Consider the following 15,788-nt stretch of genomic DNA (forward strand, 5'->3'; position numbering starts at 1 on the left):
TGCCGTGTTGGCGGCTGAGAAGATACGGATCGCGCGCCGCCGTGCAGTTCGTGCGTGGGCGGCCTGCCGCATGACCGAGGTCGTGCAGATCGCCGTACAGAGCACGGTAGTCGTCAGCGGGAAAACCGTCCCCAGGCTGTGGATAACTTCAACGGCCCCCATCGGCTCGCCGCCCTTCGGCCGCACGGACGATACGGATCGTCCAGAGAATCCCGGCCCACTCCAGCAGCCCGCCGACCGCCAGAAGGCCCCAGCCGACCGGCGTGTGCAGAAGAACGCGGATGGGGTCCGCTCCCAACGCGCTGCCCATCAGCAGCCCGAACGCCGGGAGGAGGGCGAGCATCAGGGCAGTCGTTCTCGCTCCCGCCAATTGCGCCGAGAGGTCGGCTTGTTGATGTCGCTGCGCCCGCAGGCCAGTCGTAACGCGGTCGATGCCGGCTGCGAGCCCCACGCCGCCCTCGACCGCGACCTGCCAGCAGGCCGCCACACCGGTCAGCCCCTCTGCGCCCGGTAGGCGCGCCGCCTCCCGCAGGGCAGCCGGCACGTCACCGCCGTACCGCGCCGCAGCCAGCACCGCAGCTCCCGGTTCTCCCAGCCCGCCCGGACCCGCACCGCTCGGGCCCGTGTCCCGCGCCGCCTCCGTACCGGCGAGCAAGAGGGCCTGCCCCGGTTGGCGTCCCGAGCGCAATTCGGCGGCGGCTGCGGCACAGAGCACGATCACGTGGTCCCGGCGCCGGTCGCGCTCCCGCTGGGCCGCGCGACCGCACAGCCGACGGTGGGCGATCGGCACGGCCAGCACCCCGAGGGCCGGCGGCAGCAACGACTGGCCCAGGAGTCCGAGTCCGGCGCCGAGCGGCAGGCACCACAGGGCATGGCCCAGACGTGCCAGTCGGGCTGCCCAGGACCGGGCCCTCAGAGCCGTACGTTCGCCGTACGCCTGGAGCCGGCCGGGGCGCGGCCGGCGTCCGGCACCCGGTCGCCGTACGGCGTGCCCGAGAGCGGAGGCCTGGCCGCCCGCCAGCAACAGGCGGGCGCGGCGTACGGAGTCGTTCCGGCCGGCGACCGTCCAGAGACCTGCCCCCGCGCACAGCAGCGCCGCGCACACCGGTGTCATCGCGTCCTGCGCGAGCTGCGCGGTCATGGCGCTTCCCCGTCCATCGCGCGGCCCCGGTCGCAGAGTTCGGTCAGGCGGGGCCAGCCTTCGGCGCGCCGGAAGCCGGCCGGGTGCCAGAGCGCGGCGGGTGTGGTGGTGACCAGGCCGGAAGGGGCCCGGTCGAGGACGTGGATCTCGGCGATGCGGCGCCGGCCCGCACGGTCGCGTACGAGGTGGAGCACGACGGACAGCGCGGCGGCCAACTGGCTGTGCAGGGCCGCCCGATCCAGCCCGGCAGTCGAGCCGAGCGCCTCCAGACGGGTCGGTACGTCGGCGGCGGCGTTGGCGTGCACGGTGCCGCAGCCACCCTCGTGGCCGGTGTTGAGCGCGGCCAGCAGGTCGGTGACCTCCGGGCCGCGGACCTCACCGACGACCAGCCGGTCCGGTCGCATGCGCAGCGCCTGACGCACCAGGTCCCGCAGGGTGACCAGCCCTGCGCCTTCCTGGTTGGCCGGGCGGGTCTCCAGCCGTACGACGTGCGGATGGTCGGGCCGCAGCTCGGCGGAGTCCTCGGCGAGCACGATCCGCTCCTCCTCGCCCACCAGGCCCAGCAGGGCGCTGAGCAGCGTGGTCTTGCCGCTGCCGGTGCCGCCGCTGATCAGGAAGGAGAGTCGGGCGGCGAGGATCGAGCGGAGCAGTCGGTCGCCACCGGGCGGCACCGTGCCCGCCGCGGCCAGCTCGTCCAGCGTGAACGCCTTGGGGCGCAGTACGCGGAGCGAGAGGCAGGTCGAGCCGACGGCCACCGGTGGGAGTACGGCGTGCAGTCGCGTTCCGTCGGGCAGCCGCGCGTCCACCCACGGGTGCGCGTCATCCAGTCGCCTGCCCGCCACCGCCGCCAGACGCTGGGCGAGCCTGCGGACGGCCGCGGCGTCGGGAAAGCGCACGTCGGCGCGGCGGAGTCCGCCGCCACGATCCACCCAGACCTCATCGGGCGCGGTGACCAGTACGTCCGTCACGTCCGGTGCGGCGAGCAACGGCTCCAGAGGGCCGCTGCCGATCATTTCCGAGCGCAGCGCCGTCACGACACCCAGCACCTCGGCGTCCCCCAGCAACCGCCCCTCCGCGCGCAACGCCACGGCCACGCGGGCGGGCGTCGGCTCGGCACCGGCCCTGGCGAGCCGCAGGCGTACCGCGTCCAGGAGTGGCCGTGCCGTGCCGCCGCCTGCGGCCCGGTCCTGCGCAGCTTCGCCGGTGTCGGCCTTCGATGCTGCACGGGCGTGGGAAAGGGCTGCGGAGCATGCCGTGTTGCCGGCCGGGGCCACGAAGCCGGCCGGATCCGGGTCCTTGAGTCGGGCACTCAAGCCGTTCATGCGAGCGAAGCCGTTCATGCGAGGGAGGCCGTGCACAAGAGGAAGACCGTTCATGAGAGGCCGCCCTCGTCGAGCCAGGAACGGCTGCCGACTCCGAGACCGGGTACGCCACGCCCCTGGTGGCAGGGGCGCGCGGGCTCCGGTCCGTCCAGCACTCGGGCCCAGAACTCCGTGCAGAACCGGCTCAGTGGTGCCCGCGGATGAGCTCCTGGTGGGATGCCTCGGCCGAGGGACTCCGCAAGGTGCGGGTCCCACGGCAGGGTGCCGACCGGCGGCAGGGCGAGCAGTCGGGCCGGTTCGCCGTCCGGCAGACCGGGCCCCGGCGTCTCGCGCGCCACGACGCGCAGATCACGCAGGAGAGTGCGGGCCGAGGCGGCGACGCGCCCCGCCGCTGCCGTCGCGCGCAGCTCGGCGGGGATCAGCAGCAGCCCCACGTCGATCTGGGCGAGCGCTTCCGCGACGGCTCCGTCGAGGCGGCGCGGCAGGTCCACGACCACGATGCCGCCGCGCCTGCGTGCCGCCGACATCACCGCGCGCATGGCCGTCGGCGGGATCGTCACCGACTCGCCGCGGTCCCAGCTCAGTACGCGGAGCGCGTGCAGCCGCGGCAAGGAGTCGGCCAGGGCACCGCCACCGACCCGGCCGCGGGACTCGGCGAAGGCAGGCCAGCGCAGTCCCTTCTCCCGCTCGCCGCCGAGCAGGACGTCGAGGCCACCGCCGAGGGGGTCGGCGTCGATCAGTATCGTCCGGTGTCCCTGGCGCGCTGCCGTCACCGCCAGGGCACAGGCCAGGGTGCTCGCGCCGGAGCCGCCCCGGCCGCCGAGGACGCCCACCGTGAGGGCCGGGCGCCCGTCTCCTTCCACCGCGTCGGCGATGCGGTCCACCAGCCAGCTCTCGCCGTCCGGCAGCCCGAGGACCCGCTCGGCGCCGATCTCGACGGCCTGCTGCCACACGCGGGTGTCGTCCGGCTGCTGCCCGATGAGGACGACGCCGGGCCGGCGGCCGACGCCTCGCAGCCGGTCGATGCAGTCCTCCCCGACGATCACCAGCGGGGCCGAGTCCCAGCCGGCCGTACCGGCACCCCCGCCATGCGTCACGGCCGGCATCGTGCCCGCCGCCGCGCAGAGCCTCAGAAGATCATCGAGGAGATTCTCGTCCTCCGTGACGATCAACGGGCCGGGCTCTTGCGCGTCGCGCTCCGCCCCATCTGAATCGTTGCTTCCGACCACGTTCTGTCCCCCTGTCGCTACACAACTCACACATCCGCGAACTTCGCGGACTTTCACGGTGCAGCGATCCGGAAAATCACGTGGATCTTGGTCGAAAACTGTGGACAACTACTGGGGCTGTGAATATCCCGGTCACCTATACCAGCGACTTTGGCAAAATTCCTGAGAGCATCCTTCTGATTACGGTAAGTTACGAACGGCGCGCGTGGCAGCGCACGGCGACCGACCGCCAAAGGAAGATCAAAGAGGTGCCCCCGCGGCCCAGAAACGGGTCCGGACATGCGACGACCCCCGCCGGGGGGGAGAGCGGGGGTCGTCCCCACGGCCGACTCGGGGGGGGAGGAGTCGGGCCGGGTTAGCACGGTCGCGAACGATCCGTGACTTCCATGGTGTACCCGAGAGCCTTCTCAGGCAAACCCACGCGCCACACCTTACGCCGAATGGTGCCCCCCTATGCTCGCCTTGTGGAAAACCGAAGCTCGCTTCCTTCAGCACCCCACTCGGCTCCTCGGACGGCCGCGTTCTTCGACCTGGACAAGACAGTCATTGCTAAGTCGAGCACGCTGACCTTCAGCAAGTCGTTCTACCAAGGCGGCCTGATCAATCGGAGGGCCGCGCTGCGTACCGCGTACGCGCAGTTCGTCTTCCTCGCGGGCGGTGCGGACCACGACCAGATGGAGCGGATGCGGGAGTACCTCTCCGCGCTCTGCCGTGGGTGGGACGTGGCCCAGGTACGGGCGATCGTCGCCGAGACCCTCCACGACCTGATCGATCCCCTCATCTACGACGAGGCGGCCTCCCTCATCGAGGAGCACCACACCGCCGGGCGGGACGTCGTCATCGTCTCCACCTCCGGCGCCGAGGTGGTCGAGCCCATCGGAGAGCTGCTGGGAGCCGACCGGGTGGTGGCCACGCGGATGATCGTCGGCGCGGACGGCCGCTTCACGGGCGAGATCGAGTACTACGCCTACGGCCCCACCAAGGCCGAGGCGATCCGGGAACTGGCCGTGTCCGAGGGGTACGACCTCGCACGCTGCTACGCGTACAGCGACTCGGCGACGGACCTCCCGATGCTGTCGGCCGTCGGCCACCCGCACGCGGTCAACCCCGACCGCGCGCTGCGCCGCGAGGCCGCCTCCCGTGGCTGGCCGGTGCTCACCTTCAGCCGGCCGGTCCGGCTGAAGCAGCGGATCCCGTCGCTGGCCATGCCGGCACGCCCGGCACTGGTCGCCGCCGCGGTGGGTGCGGCGGCCGCCACGGCGGGCCTGGTCTGGTACGCCAGCCGGCGCCGCGGTGCGCCGGCGCGCGCCCTCTCGACCTGAGCCGCCGGCCCCTCACCGCAGCCCGACGCTGCGCACGCGGCACACGCTGCGCACGCGCCTGAATCGTCCTCTTTTGAAGGTAAAAGTAAAGATGTGCAGCGAGGGGTTCCGCTTGCCGGGCCGCAGGAGTACAAAGGAATTGACGGCCCGCGAGACCAAGGATCTCCGAGAGGAAAACCTGTAACGCAGTAAGGCCCACGGACCGCGCACGAACGCCAGGCACCCACGCGACGCCGACCCGTCGATTACGGGCCAGCCGCATCAGGTGACGGACAAAGACTCCGACCTGTCGGCAACTATCGAGCACGCTTGGTAACCCGGCGGACGTGCAGCGCGGCGGTACCGAGCAGGATCAGGTACCGCCGCAACCCTTTGTCCGGGCCCGAGTGGCCCTCGTACGTCCGGGCCCGAGAGCCCCTTTACGCAGCGCCTCGTTGCAGTGCCTCGCACACCGCCGTGCTCTCCCGCGCGCCGAGTTCGACCGCGCGCCCGCAGTGGGCGATCCAGGCGGCCATCCCCTCCGGAGTACCGGAGACGTAGTTCTCCAGGGCCGCCACGTATGCCGCCCGGCCCAGCTCCGCGTAGCCGACCTCCGACGGGCAGATGGACTTCGGGTCGAGGCCGCTGCCGACCAGGACGATACGTTCCGCCGTACGCGCCACCAGGCCGTTGCAGGATCCGAAGGGCCGCAGCGCGAGCAGCTCACCGTGCACCACGGCGGCCGTCACCAGCGCCGGGGCCTCCGTCCCCGACAGCAGCAGGCGCGCCAGCCCGTCCAGCCGGCCGGCCACCTCGTCGGCGTCCGGCAGCGCCAGCTCGATCAGCGGCTCGTCCACGGCTTCACCGGCCAGCCGCGGCCGGCCCACGCTCTCATCGGGCGCGTCGCCACCGGCCGCCACGAGGTGCAGCCGTGCCAGCACCCGAAGGGGCGACTGCCGCCACACACTCAGGAGCTGCCCCGCCTCGGCCGACAGCCGCAGCGCCGCACCTACGGTGCGCGCCTCCGCGTCGCTACTGAAGTCCGTCCGCCTGCGCACCTCTTCCAGCGCCCAGTCGGCATCGGACAGGGCCGCCGAGCCGCGCGCGCTGCGCAGCGCAGCCTCCGCGGTGACCTCGTTGCTGCGACGGCGCATGACCCGGTGCCCGTAGACCCGGTCGATGCTCTTGCGTACGGAGTCCACGCTGTCGGCGACACCGGGGAGCGAGGCAAGGGTCGCGAGCGGGTCGGCTGTCGTACTCATGGGGACGACCCTACGCACCGCAAGGGCGGACCCCTCGTTGGAGTGGTCTTCTTCACGTAAACCCCTCACGTTGAGCAAAGTCGCAATTACGCTTCGTGAACATGAAGATCGCTTTCGTAGGCAAGGGCGGTAGTGGCAAGACCACGCTGTCCTCGCTGTTCATCCGCCACCTCGCTGCCGACGGCGTCCCCGTGATCGCGGTGGACGCCGACATCAACCAACACCTGGGGGCCGCGCTCGGCCTGGACGAGAGCCAGGCCGCCGCGCTCCCCGCGATGGGCGCCCACCTCCCGCTCATCAAGGACTACTTGCGGGGCGCCAACCCGCGCATCACCTCCGCCGAGACGATGATCAAGACGACGCCGCCGGGTGCCGGCTCCCGGCTGCTGCGGGTCGTCGAGGACAACCCGGTGTACGCCGCCTGCGCGCGCCACGTACACCTCGGCGACCGCACGGTCCGGCTCATGGCCACCGGGCCGTTCACCGAGTCCGACCTCGGGGTGGCCTGCTACCACTCCAAGGTCGGCGCGGTGGAGCTGTGCCTGAACCACCTCGTGGACGGTCGCGAGGAGTACGTGGTCGTCGACATGACGGCGGGCTCGGACTCGTTCGCCTCGGGCATGTTCACCCGCTTCGACGTCACCTTCCTGGTGGCCGAGCCGACCCGTAAGGGCGTCGCCGTGTACCGCCAGTACAAGGAGTACGCGCGGGACTTCGGGGTCGAGCTCAAGGTCGTCGGCAACAAGGTGCAGGGCCCGGACGACCTCGCCTTCCTGTGCGACCAGGTGGGCGACGACCTGCTGGTGACGTGCGGCCAGTCCGATTGGGTCCGCGCCATGGAGAAGGGCCGACCGGCGCCCTTCGTGGAGCTGGAGGACGCCAACCGGAAGGCGCTGCGCACGCTGCACGCCGCCGCCGACGCCGCGTACGAGGGACGCGACTGGGAGCGCTACACCCGGCAGATGGTGCACTTCCACCTGAGGAACGCCGAGAGCTGGGGCAACGGGAAGACCGGGGTCGACCTGGCGTCCCAGGTCGACCCCGGCTTCGTGCTCTCCGAGGCGCCGGCCACGGCCGCGCCACAGCCCGCCTGACGGCCGCACGGCGGCTCGCCCCGGAACCCGGTCCCACCGGGGCGCCCGCCGGCGGGAACGCCCCACCGGCAGGCCTTCACGAGCGGCTCCGGCGCCGAGGCGGCGCCCGCCTCCCCGGCAGCGCACACGCCGACAACGAGCGCGAACGTTCACCTGATGGGCGGAACAATCAGCCCGTTTGCCCGCCACGGCTTCGTGGCGATCCGACGCGTCATTACGATCTCTTTACCGACGCCGAAGAGTCACCGGACCGTCACTTACCGCGACGCCTCCCGGCCGGCTCAGCCCCGCAGTACACCGCCGCCCACGACCGCGCCCCGAGCGCGGCCGCGTCGCCCCGGAGGAGACGGGAATGCCGCAGCCTCACGCATCCGAGCCGGCCGCGCAGGGTCCCCAGGACCCGCGTACCGAGCAGCAGGACCACGACAGACAGCGGGACTCAGAAGGGCTGTTCCGGCTCTTCCACCGCGCCCCCGGCGAGGACTGGCGCCGCGACCTCGGTGCTTCCTTCGTCATCTTCCTGATCGCCATCCCCCTCTCGCTGGGCATCGCGCTGGCCATCGGCGCGCCCCCACAGGCCGGGCTCATCGCGGCGGCCGTCGGCGGCCTCGTGGCGGGCCTGCTCGGCGGCGCCCCGCTTCAGGTCAGCGGCGCCGCCACCGGTCTTCTCATCGTCACCGGCGACCTCGTACAGCGGTACGGCTGGCGGACCACATGCGCCATCACCGTGCTGGCCGGGCTCGCGCAGCTCCTGCTGGGCGCGCTCCGGGTGGCCCGCGCGGCGCTCGCGATCAGCCCGGCCATCGTGCACGGCATGCTCGCCGGCATCGGTGTGACCATCGCGCTCGGCCAGCTGCACGTGGTGCTCGGCGGCGACGCGCACAGCTCCTCGCTCACCAACATCGCGGAGCTGCCCGGCCAGCTGACGCGGCTGCACGGCGGTTCCGTGGTGATCGCCGCGCTCACCGTCGCCGTCCTGGCCGGCTGGCCCCGGCTGCCCGGGCGCGTGGGACACGCGCTGCGCAGGATTCCCGCGCCGCTGCCCGCGGTCGCCGCGGCCACCGCCCTGAGCGCGGCCTTCGTAGTGCCGCGGGTCGAGCTGCCCTCGTGGGAGGCGCCGACACTGCCGGCACTCCCGGACGGGCCGCTGCTCGGCCTGGTCGCCGCCGTGCTGACGGTCACGCTCGTGGCGAGCATGGAGTCGCTGCTGTCGGCCGTCGCGGTCGACAAGCTGGCCGCCGAGCAGCCCGGCGCCCGCCCGGGAGGCACCCACCTGGGCCGTGAGCTGGCCGGTCAGGGTGCGTCGAACGTCCTCTCCGGACTGCTGGGCGGCCTGCCGATCGCCGGCGGCGCCATGCGCGGCTCGGCGAACGTGAAGGCGGGGGCGACGGGGCGCGCGTCGACGGTGCTGCACGGCGTGTGGGTGGTGCTGTGCTCCGGGCTGCTCGCCGGGGCGCTGGAGATGATCCCGCTGGCCGCGCTCGCCGCGTTGGTGATGCTCGTGGGCGTACGGATGGTCAGCTTCGCGCACATCCGGCACGTACAGCGGCACCGCGAGTTCCCGGTCTACGCCGTCACGCTGGGCGGTGTGGTGATCTTCGGGGTGCTGCAGGGCGTCGGCCTGGGCGTCACGGTCGCCGTCTTCCTGGCGCTGCGCCGGCTCACCCACACCCGGGTCTCGGTCATCGAGGACGGCGCGCGGCACCAGGTGCGCGTGACCGGCCAGTTGACGTTCCTGGCCGTACCGCGGCTGACCCGGGCGCTGGCGCAGGTGCCCGCGAGGGCTCACGCGGTCGTCGAGCTGTACGGCTCGTTCATGGACCACGCCGCCTACGAGGCGCTCCGGTCCTGGTCGAACGCGCACCGGGCGCGCGGCGGCGAGGTCACCGTGGGCGGGCGCGGCGGCCGGCCCATCGGTGAGCCGGGCGGCCCGCACTCCTGCCGCCCCTGGACGCCGTGGCGCAACCATCACTGCACCCGACCCGCGCCGCCCACCGGCACCGACGACGTCCAGCTTTTGGGCGGCGGCCAGCTGCTGGGCGGGGTCAGCGCCTTCCAGCGGCACACCGCGCCGCTCGTCCGGGAGGAGCTGGCGCGGCTCGCCCGGGAGGGGCAGCGGCCCACGAACCTCTTCCTGACGTGTGCCGACTCCCGCCTCGTCACCAGCATGATCACGTCGAGTGGGCCGGGTGACCTCTTCACGGTGCGCAACATCGGCAATCTGATGCCGCCACCGGGCACGGAGGCCGCCTGCGACTCCGTGGGCGCCGCCATCGAGTACGCCGTCGAGGTGCTGAAGGTCGGCTCGATCACCGTGTGCGGGCACTCGGGGTGCGGCGCGATGCAGGCGCTCCTCGGCTCGCACCGCCATGAAGCCGGCGCGCAAACCCCGCTCGCACGCTGGCTGCGGCACGGCCACCCGAGCCTGGACCGGATGCAGCGGCCGGAAGGCGCGCACGTCCGGCTGGCCGAGCGGCCGGTCGCCGACGATCTGGAGCGGCTGGCGCTCGTCAACGTCATGCAGCAGCTCGACCACCTGATGTCGCATCAGTGCGTGGCGCGGCGCGTGGCCGAGGGGACGCTCGACCTGCACGGGATGTACTTTCACGTGGGTGAGGCACAGGCGTACGTCCTGGAGCACGGATCCGACCGGTTCTCGGCCGTGCAGCCCGGGGCCACGCCGGTCACCGCGTAGCGCCCGAACTCGCCCCGGTGGCCGGGCCGACCGCCGTGACCTGCGGCGGTCGTGTCCCGTGCGGCACCTCGGCGGATGGGCCCGCCGACCTCAAGAACAGCAAAAGGTCTACACCAATATTTATCAACAGCCCTTGTCAGAGCGCCCCATCGGCTGATGAGCTAAGGCCGGGACACACCGGACGCCCTGAGACTGGGAGATGCCGTGAGCAACGAGAGCCTGGCCAACTTGATGAAGGAGGAGCGGCGGTTCGCGCCGCCCGCCGACCTGGCCGCGAACGCCAACGTCAAGGCGGCGGCGTACGAGCAGGCCGCGGCGGACCGGCTGGGCTTCTGGGCCGAGCAGGCGAAGCGTCTGACCTGGGCCACCGAGCCCACCCAGACGCTGGACTGGACGAACGCGCCGTTCGCGAGGTGGTTCGCCGACGGCAAGCTCAACGTCGCGTACAACTGCGTCGACCGGCACGTCGAGGCGGGCAACGGCGACCGGGTGGCCATCCACTTCGAGGGCGAGCCCGGCGACACCCGCTCCCTCACCTACGCCGAGCTGCAGCGCGAGGTCTCCAAGGCCGCCAACGCGCTGACGTCGCTGGGTGTCGAGGCCGGCGACCGCGTCGCGATCTACATGCCGATGATCCCGGAGACGGTCATCGCCATGCTGGCGTGCGCCCGTCTGGGCGCGCCCCATTCGGTGGTCTTCGGCGGCTTCTCCGCCGACGCGCTGGCCACCCGCATCAACGACGCGGACGCCCGCGTCGTGATCACCTCCGACGGCGGCTACCGCAGGGGCAAGCCCTCCGCGCTCAAGCCCGCCGTGGACGAGGCGCTGACCAAGCCCGGCACGGAGAACGTGCGCAACGTCCTCGTGGTCCGCCGCACCGGCCAGGACACCGCCTGGATGGAGGGGCGCGACGTCTGGTGGCACGAACTCGTCGACCAGCAGAGCGACCAGCACACCCCGCAGGCCTTCGATGCCGAGCACCCGCTGTTCATCCTGTACACCTCGGGCACGACGGGTAAGCCCAAGGGCATCCTGCACACCACGGGCGGCTACCTCACCCAGGTCTCGTACACCCACCACGCGGTCTTCGACCTCAAGCCGGAGACCGACGTCTACTGGTGCACCGCCGACGTCGGCTGGGTGACCGGCCACTCGTACATCACCTACGGCCCGCTCTCCAACGGCGCGACCGAGGTGCTCTACGAGGGCACGCCCGACACCCCGCACCAGGGCCGCTGGTGGGAGATCGTCCAGAAGTACGGCGTGACGATCCTGTACACCGCGCCGACCGCGATCCGGGCCGCCATGAAGTGGGGCGACGACATCCCCGCCAAGTTCGACCTGTCCAGCCTGCGCGTGCTGGGTTCGGTCGGCGAGCCGATCAACCCCGAGGCGTGGATCTGGTACCGCAAGCACATCGGGGCCGACCGGACGCCGGTCGTGGACACCTGGTGGCAGACCGAGACCGGCGGCATCATGCTCAGCCCGCTGCCCGGCGTCACGGCCGCCAAGCCCGGCTCCGCGCAGGTGCCGCTGCCCGGCATCGCGGCGACCGTGGTCGACGACGAGGCCAACGAGGTGCCCAATGGCGGCGGTGGTTACCTCGTCCTGACCGAGCCCTGGCCGTCCATGCTGCGCACCATCTGGGGCGACGACCAGCGCTACCTCGACACCTACTGGTCGCGCTTCGAGGGCAAGTACTTCGCCGGCGACGGCGCGAAGAAGGACGAGGACGGCGACGTCTGGCTGCTGGGCCGGGTCGACGACGTCATGCTGGTCTCCGGCCACAACATCTCCACCACCGAGGTCGAGTCCGCGCTGGTCTCGCACCCCAAGGTGGCCGAGGCCGCCGTCGTGGGCGCCACCGACCCGCAGACCACCCAGTCCATCTGCGCCTTCGTGATCCTGCGCGGCGGCGTCGAGCAGGACGAGGCCCTGGTCAACGAGCTCCGGGCGCATGTCGCGCAGAGCCTGGGCCCGATCGCCAAGCCCAAGCGCATCCTGCCGGTCCAGGAGCTGCCCAAGACCCGCTCCGGCAAGATCATGCGCCGGCTGCTGCGCGATGTCGCCGAGAACCGGGACATGGGTGACGTCTCGACGCTGACCGACTCCTCGGTCATGGGGCTGATCCAGTCCCAGCTGTCGAGCGCGCCGAGCGAGGACTGAGACCGGTACGCACCACAGAGGGGCGCCCCGCCGTACGCCGGCGGGGCGCCCCGCTGCGTACGCGGCCTCACCAGCGGCCGACGCCCCGGCCCGCAAAGCCCGGTATGTCCGCACGCCCAAGATCGCTGGATCGCTTGTGCGCCACCCGGGTACAGTGAAGAACGCGTCAAGAAATACGCGAAACGCTCAGGGTGCGCCGGGAAGTCTGGTCGGCAACTGCCACAGCCATGCTCAGCTGCCGCCCGGAGGTCCCCGCGTGAACTCGCCCGCTCCCCGCCGCTCCGTCCTCCTCGGACGGATGTCCCTGCCCGAGCGGAACCACCTCACGGATCTCCTCCGCACGGAGACCGTGGGCGGCGTTCTGCTGCTGGTCGCCGCGGTGATCGCGCTGATCTGGGCCAACACCCCGCTCGGCGACAGCTACGAAGCGGTGCGCGGCTTCCATCTCGGACCGGCCTCCCTCGGCCTGGACCTCTCCCTCCAGCACTGGGCGGCCGACGGCCTGCTGGCGGTCTTCTTCTTCGTGGCCGGCATCGAGCTCAAGCGCGAGCTGGTCGCGGGCGAGCTGCGCGACCCCAAGGCCGCCGCGCTGCCGGTCGTCGCGGCGCTGTGCGGCATGGTCATGCCCGCGGTCGTCTACACCGTCGTCACCACCACGGGCGGCGGCTCGCTGGACGGCTGGGCGGTCCCCACCGCGACGGACATCGCCTTCGCCCTGGCCGTACTGGCCGTCATCGGTACGTCCCTGCCCTCCGCACTCCGCGCGTTCCTGCTGACCCTGGCCGTCGTCGACGACCTCTTCGCCATCCTGATCATCGCGGTCTTCTTCACCTCCACCCTCAACTTCTGGGCGCTCGGCGGCGCGGCACTCGGGCTGGGCGTCTTCTTCGTACTGCTGCGCAAGGGAGTACGCGGCTGGTACGTGTACGTACCGCTCGCGCTGGTCATCTGGGGCCTGATGTACAACAGCGGCGTGCACGCGACCATCGCGGGCGTGGCCATGGGCCTGATGCTCCGCTGCCACCGGCGCGAGGGTGAGCCGCACTCCCCCGGCGAGCACATCGAGCACCTCGTGCGCCCCCTGTCGGCCGGCCTCGCGGTCCCGCTGTTCGCCCTCTTCTCGGCCGGCGTATCGGTCTCAGGGGGCGCGCTGCACGACGTCTTCACCCGGCCGGAGACGCTCGGGGTGGTGCTCGGCCTGGTCCTCGGCAAGGCGGTCGGCATCTTCGGCGGCACGTGGCTGACCACCCGGCTGACCAAGGCCTCGCTCAACCCCGACCTGAAGTGGCCGGACGTCTTCGCCGTATCGGCGCTGGCCGGCATCGGCTTCACGGTCTCCCTGCTCATCGGCGAGCTGGCGTTCGCCTCGGACCCGGTGCTCACCGACGAGATCAAGGCCGCCGTGCTGACGGGGTCCCTGACGGCGGCCGTGCTGGCCACCGTGCTGTTGAAGGTCCGCAACGCCAAGTACCGGCGCCTGTACGAGGAGGAGAACCGCGACGAGGACCGGGACGGCATCCCGGACATCTACGAAGAGGGCACCCCCGCCTACCACCTCCGGATGGCCGCCCTCCTCGAAGAGAAGGCGGCCGAACACCGACGACGGGCCGAGGTGGCCGCCGCCTCCGACGCCGGGCAGGATGGTCCGGCATGATCTGAGAGGTAATCACCAGGAGACAGAGAACGGGAGCAGTCGATGAGCACAGCAGACGACGGCGCGGCCCGCGGCACGGACCGCAGCCTCGGACAGCTGGTGGCCCACGCCACCACCGAAGTGTCCGCGCTGGTCCACGACGAGATCGCGCTGGCCAAGGCCGAGCTGCGGAACGACGTGAAGCGGGCCGGCGTCGGCGGACTGGCGGGCGGGGCGGCGGCGATCGTGCTGCTCTTCTCCCTCCCGATGCTCAGCTTCGCGCTGGCCTACGGCATCCAGGCGTGGAGCGGCTGGCACCTCTCGGTCTGCTTCCTGCTCTCCTTCGCGGCCAACGTGCTGGTCGCCGGGTTGCTGGGCCTGATCGCCCTGGTCTTCTTCAAGAAGGCCAAGGCCGGCAAGGGGCCGCAGAAGACCGTCGCGTCGGCCAAGCAGACCGCGGCCGTGCTGGGGAACGTCAAGCCGCACCCGCGGCCGGCCGTGGAGGAGCACCCGGCGGTCGAGAGTGTGACACGCTCGGCCGTATGACGGCTTCCGAATCCTCGCCGGCGCTCTCGCCCGCCTCGGTCGTACGGCTCGACCTCCCCGGTGGGCAAGAAGTGACCCACCGGGACGTCGCGGCCAACGGCGCGCGGTTCCACATCGCCGAGATGGGCGACGGGCCGCTGGTACTGCTGCTGCACGGCTTCCCGCAGTTCTGGTGGGCCTGGCGGTACCAGCTGCCCGCGCTCGCCGAGGCGGGCTTCCGGGCGGTGGCGATGGATCTACGGGGCGTGGGCGGCAGCGACCGCACGCCCCGTGGCTACGACCCGGCCAACCTCGCGCTGGACATCACCGGCGTGGTGCGCTCGCTCGGCGAGCCGGACGCCGCGATCGTGGGGCACGACCTGGGCGGCTACCTGGCCTGGACGGCCGCGGTGATGCGGCCGAAGCTCGTCCGGCGGCTCGTGGTGTCCTCGATGCCGCACCCGCGGCGCTGGCGCTCGGCCATGCTCGCCGACATGAAGCAGAGCCGCCGCTCCTCGCACATCTGGAGCTTCCAGCGGCCCTGGCTGCCCGAGCGGGCCCTGGTCGCGGACGACGCGGCGCTGGTCGGCCGGATGATCCGGGACTGGTCCGGGCCGCGGCTGCCCGAGGACGACGCGGTCGAGGCGTACCGGAGGGCGATGACCATCCCGTCCACGGCGCACTGCTCGATCGAGCCGTACCGCTGGATGGTGCGGTCGATGGCGCGGCCGGACGGGATCCAGTTCAACCGCCGGATGAAGTGGCCGGTGCGGGTGCCGACGCTGCACCTTCACGGGTCCCTCGACCCGGTGATGCGTACCCGCAGCGCGGCCGGCTCCGGCGAGTACGTCGAGGCGCCCTACCGCTGGCGGCTCTTCGACGGCCTGGGGCACTTCCCCCACGAAGAGGATCCGGTCGGCTTCACCGCCGAGCTCATCAACTGGCTGCAGGACCCCGAGCCGGACCGGTGAGCCCACGGACGCCCTCGTCAGCGGTGTTCGGGTGACGGAAGTGACGCCCCGCCGAACGGATACGAACGCCCGTCTGACGAACAGCCACTTGCCTCGCGCATACGCCAATTGACCGACACCGGTGCGGTTACGGACCGCGGGGCACGGGCAGAGACGAGGGTATGGGCTGGACGCACGACTACCGTGACGTGGCACGCAACCGCCGCAGCAACGCCGCTGCGCTGGGCACCAAGGAGAGGAGCGCCCCTGACCTCCGGGCGGGCGGACCTCATGAGCTCGCCGATCCACTCGGCATCCCGCGTATCTTGCGCCGCCGTGCGCGCTGGATGACCGCGCGGCTCCGCCATCCGCGGAGCTGACCCCGGACCGCCGGGGCCGCGCCGCCAGGAGCCCGCTGGACGGGCTCGCAGGACGGCGGGCGCCCAGGAAGGCCCGGCGGGCTCCCGGGA

General features: G+C 72.0%; 12 protein-coding genes. 8 read left to right on the plus strand and 4 right to left on the minus strand.

The window, feature by feature from the left end; genetic code table 11:
- Nucleotides 1-148: 148 nt before the first annotated feature.
- The 3 genes from IF20_RS17140 to ssd form a co-directional block, all read right to left on the minus strand.
- On the minus strand, nucleotides 149-1,141 hold the full coding sequence (locus IF20_RS17140; RefSeq protein ID WP_052866073.1) for a type II secretion system F family protein: 993 nt from the start codon (nucleotides 1,139-1,141) through the stop codon (nucleotides 149-151).
- Nucleotides 1,138-2,292 carry a TadA family conjugal transfer-associated ATPase gene (locus IF20_RS17145; protein ID WP_052866417.1) on the minus strand — a complete coding sequence of 385 codons (1,155 nt, stop codon included), beginning with the start codon at nucleotides 2,290-2,292 and terminating at the stop codon, nucleotides 1,138-1,140. The genes IF20_RS17140 and IF20_RS17145 overlap by 4 nt, the downstream gene beginning before the upstream one ends.
- A gap of 221 nt (nucleotides 2,293-2,513) precedes the next feature.
- Nucleotides 2,514-3,692 (minus strand): septum site-determining protein Ssd, encoded by a 1,179-nt coding sequence (gene ssd, locus IF20_RS17150; RefSeq protein WP_234426692.1) that lies wholly within the window; start codon nucleotides 3,690-3,692, stop codon nucleotides 2,514-2,516.
- 440 nt (nucleotides 3,693-4,132) lie between these two features.
- Between ssd and IF20_RS17155 the strand changes: the two genes are divergently transcribed.
- Nucleotides 4,133-5,014, plus strand: a complete 882-nt coding sequence (locus IF20_RS17155; protein WP_052866074.1) for an HAD family hydrolase — start codon at nucleotides 4,133-4,135, stop codon at nucleotides 5,012-5,014.
- 419 nt (nucleotides 5,015-5,433) lie between these two features.
- Here IF20_RS17155 and IF20_RS17160 read toward each other — a convergent pair whose 3' ends face one another.
- The gene (locus IF20_RS17160) at nucleotides 5,434-6,255 is read right to left on the minus strand and encodes a Fic family protein (RefSeq protein WP_052866075.1); all 822 of its coding nucleotides are present in this window, start codon (nucleotides 6,253-6,255) and stop codon (nucleotides 5,434-5,436) included.
- 101 nt (nucleotides 6,256-6,356) lie between these two features.
- Between IF20_RS17160 and IF20_RS17165 the strand changes: the two genes are divergently transcribed.
- The 7 genes from IF20_RS17165 (at nucleotide 6,357) to IF20_RS39990 (ending at nucleotide 15,698) form a co-directional block, all read left to right on the plus strand.
- A complete protein-coding gene (locus IF20_RS17165; protein ID WP_052866076.1) occupies nucleotides 6,357-7,349 on the plus strand; it encodes an ATP-binding protein in 993 nt (330 codons plus the stop codon).
- A 352-nt stretch (nucleotides 7,350-7,701) separates the two neighbouring features.
- Complete coding sequence (locus IF20_RS17170; protein ID WP_110944251.1) at nucleotides 7,702-10,044, plus strand: bifunctional SulP family inorganic anion transporter/carbonic anhydrase; 2,343 nt, start codon at nucleotides 7,702-7,704, stop codon at nucleotides 10,042-10,044.
- A 204-nt stretch (nucleotides 10,045-10,248) separates the two neighbouring features.
- Nucleotides 10,249-12,210, plus strand: coding sequence for an acetate--CoA ligase (gene acs / locus IF20_RS17175; RefSeq protein WP_052866077.1), 1,962 nt, complete (start codon nucleotides 10,249-10,251; stop codon nucleotides 12,208-12,210).
- Between the two features lie 298 nt (nucleotides 12,211-12,508).
- On the plus strand, nucleotides 12,509-13,864 hold the full coding sequence (gene nhaA, locus IF20_RS17180) for a Na+/H+ antiporter NhaA (RefSeq protein ID WP_234426723.1): 1,356 nt from the start codon (nucleotides 12,509-12,511) through the stop codon (nucleotides 13,862-13,864).
- A gap of 42 nt (nucleotides 13,865-13,906) precedes the next feature.
- Complete coding sequence (locus tag IF20_RS17185; RefSeq protein WP_052866079.1) at nucleotides 13,907-14,389, plus strand: phage holin family protein; 483 nt, start codon at nucleotides 13,907-13,909, stop codon at nucleotides 14,387-14,389.
- Entirely contained in the window at nucleotides 14,386-15,339 is a 954-nt protein-coding gene (locus IF20_RS17190; RefSeq protein WP_052866080.1) for an alpha/beta fold hydrolase, read from the plus strand. Before IF20_RS17185 ends, IF20_RS17190 begins: the two co-directional genes overlap by 4 nt.
- Nucleotides 15,340-15,500: 161 nt before the next feature.
- Nucleotides 15,501-15,698, plus strand: a complete 198-nt coding sequence (locus tag IF20_RS39990; RefSeq protein WP_110944252.1) for a hypothetical protein — start codon at nucleotides 15,501-15,503, stop codon at nucleotides 15,696-15,698.
- Nucleotides 15,699-15,788 lie beyond the last annotated feature (90 nt).

The organism is Streptomyces niger (assembly GCF_000718305.1).
In the GTDB taxonomy this organism is placed as follows: Bacteria; Actinomycetota; Actinomycetes; order Streptomycetales; family Streptomycetaceae; genus Streptomyces; species Streptomyces niger.

Coding starts and splice junctions, on each gene's coding strand:
- IF20_RS17140 (WP_052866073.1), bottom strand. CDS start 1,141: ATGACCGCGCAGCTCGCGCAGGACGCGATGACACCGGTGTGCGCGGCG.
- IF20_RS17155 (WP_052866074.1), top strand. CDS start 4,133: ATGGTGCCCCCCTATGCTCGCCTTGTGGAAAACCGAAGCTCGCTTCCT.
- IF20_RS17160 (WP_052866075.1), bottom strand. CDS start 6,255: ATGAGTACGACAGCCGACCCGCTCGCGACCCTTGCCTCGCTCCCCGGT.
- IF20_RS17165 (WP_052866076.1), top strand. CDS start 6,357: ATGAAGATCGCTTTCGTAGGCAAGGGCGGTAGTGGCAAGACCACGCTG.
- IF20_RS17170 (WP_110944251.1), top strand. CDS start 7,702: ATGCCGCAGCCTCACGCATCCGAGCCGGCCGCGCAGGGTCCCCAGGAC.
- nhaA (WP_234426723.1), top strand. CDS start 12,509: ATGTCCCTGCCCGAGCGGAACCACCTCACGGATCTCCTCCGCACGGAG.
- IF20_RS17185 (WP_052866079.1), top strand. CDS start 13,907: ATGAGCACAGCAGACGACGGCGCGGCCCGCGGCACGGACCGCAGCCTC.
- IF20_RS17190 (WP_052866080.1), top strand. CDS start 14,386: ATGACGGCTTCCGAATCCTCGCCGGCGCTCTCGCCCGCCTCGGTCGTA.
- IF20_RS39990 (WP_110944252.1), top strand. CDS start 15,501: ATGGGCTGGACGCACGACTACCGTGACGTGGCACGCAACCGCCGCAGC.